We start from the raw sequence: 1,535 nt of genomic DNA on the forward strand, positions 1-1,535 counted from the left end.
TATAGTTGAGCTTATTATTGACTAGAGTCACGCTCTTCAAAGTTGGAAGCTGCCCAGGATGAGCCGTCCTAAGTCTTCTACGGGATCTGCTGCTAGGAAATCTGAGGGAACCGTTGCCCCTTCGCCAAACAAGTCCACCTTTGCGGCCAATCAAGAGCGAGCCAGGCAGTGGTTACAGCAGGTGCTGGCGGCTATGGGGATCCCAGCGGCGGTGCGGGTGGTGGGGGAGGTGCTGGAAATCGAGGCGTCTTCTTTGACCCCAGCTCAGAAGCGGCTGCTGTTGGCGAAAGCCCCCCCCTTGCCCTCTCCATCTTCCAGAGATTCCCCTCAAGAGGAGGATCGCTCCCCCGTGGTGCTGGATGCGTTGCAGTACCTGGCCAACACCCTTCTCAACCTGAACCAGCCGGAAGACCAGCAGCAGCCCTACATTTTGGATTTGGACGGCTATCGGCAGCGGCGTTTGCAGGAGCTGAAGGTTTTGGTTGCCGCTGCTGTGGAAAAGGTGAGGGCCACTGGCCGGGAATACGAGTTTCCCGATCTCTCGGCTGCCGAGCGCCGGCAAATTCATACTCTCTTGAATGACCCTGCCTATGCCGATCTGGAAACTTTCAGCCGTGGCAAAGAGCCTGACCGGCGCTTGGTTATCCGTCGGGCAGCTTCCCCATCTTGAGAGTGGGCAGAGGGCTGGGAACAAGTTGGCCCTCTTGCTACGGTGACGACAGGGATCCCTGCTACCCAAAACGCGTGAAGGGGGGTGCCATGCTGAGGCCAATTCGTCTATCGGATCTGCGGCAGATGCCCGGTCAAACCCAAGAATTGCAGTTTAGGCAGTTTTTTTCGGGCTTTGAGAGTTTGACCCCTGTGGAGGGATCCCTGGAAGTCAGCCATCGGGGCCATTTTCTCGAAGTGAGTGCTGAAGCTCGTACCATTGTCACCCTCACCTGCCACCGCTGCCTACAGCAGTTCAACCACCGGCTGCACCTGGAAGTTGAGGAGATCATTTTGATTCGGGATCCCGAACCTCTCCCCTTGGAGCTGGAATTGCAAGACGAAGAAGATCTGCTGGAGAGCCTGCCCCCCCATGGTGAGCTGGATGTCGAAGACTGGATGTACCAGCACCTGCATTTGGAGATGCCCCGCCAGTTGCCCTGCCGTCCCGATTGTCCGGGCATTGCGGTGGAAGCTACAGCACCAACGGCGGATCCCCGCTGGGCAGCCCTAGCTTCTCTCCTGGAAGACTCTCCCTAGCTTTTTTGATGTTGCGCCCACAAGTTCTCTGGCGTTTCGCTCGACCCCACACCGTCTACGGCACCAGCGCCAGCGTGGTGGGCCTCTACCTGTTGGCGGGGTTTGTGGCTGCCGGATCCCTGCAACCGGTTCTCTCGGCGCTGCCCCAGTTGGTCTGGGCTTGGGCGGCCTGTCTGGCGGCCAATGTCTACATCGTCGGCTTGAATCAACTGACGGATATTGAAATCGACCGCATCAACAAGCCCCATTTGCCCTTAGCTGCTGGATCCCTGAGTTGGCGACAGGGG

The 1,535-nt window shown here is 58.3% G+C and carries 3 protein-coding genes; all 3 read left to right on the forward strand.

The window, feature by feature from the left end; genetic code table 11:
• Window positions 1–58: 58 nt before the first annotated feature.
• Window positions 59–670: a protein jag gene (locus tag NW815_RS11710; protein ID WP_414390675.1), complete on the forward strand. Its 612-nt coding sequence runs from the start codon at window positions 59–61 to the stop codon at window positions 668–670.
• A gap of 89 nt (window positions 671–759) precedes the next feature.
• Window positions 760–1,248, forward strand: coding sequence for a YceD family protein (locus NW815_RS11715; RefSeq protein ID WP_414390673.1), 489 nt, complete (start codon window positions 760–762; stop codon window positions 1,246–1,248).
• Window positions 1,249–1,256: 8 nt separating this feature from the next.
• On the forward strand, window positions 1,257–1,535 hold a 279-nt coding region (locus tag NW815_RS11720), incomplete at its 3' end, for a UbiA family prenyltransferase (protein ID WP_414416040.1).

The organism is Synechococcus sp. R6-7 (genome assembly GCF_047461695.1).
Classification (GTDB): Bacteria; Cyanobacteriota; Cyanobacteriia; order Thermostichales; family Thermostichaceae; genus Thermostichus.

Bases quoted from the DNA above. Each gene is read 5' to 3' on its own strand.
- NW815_RS11710 (WP_414390675.1), top strand. From the start codon at position 59: ATGAGCCGTCCTAAGTCTTCTACGGGATCTGCTGCTAGGAAATCTGAG.
- NW815_RS11715 (WP_414390673.1), top strand. From the start codon at position 760: ATGCTGAGGCCAATTCGTCTATCGGATCTGCGGCAGATGCCCGGTCAA.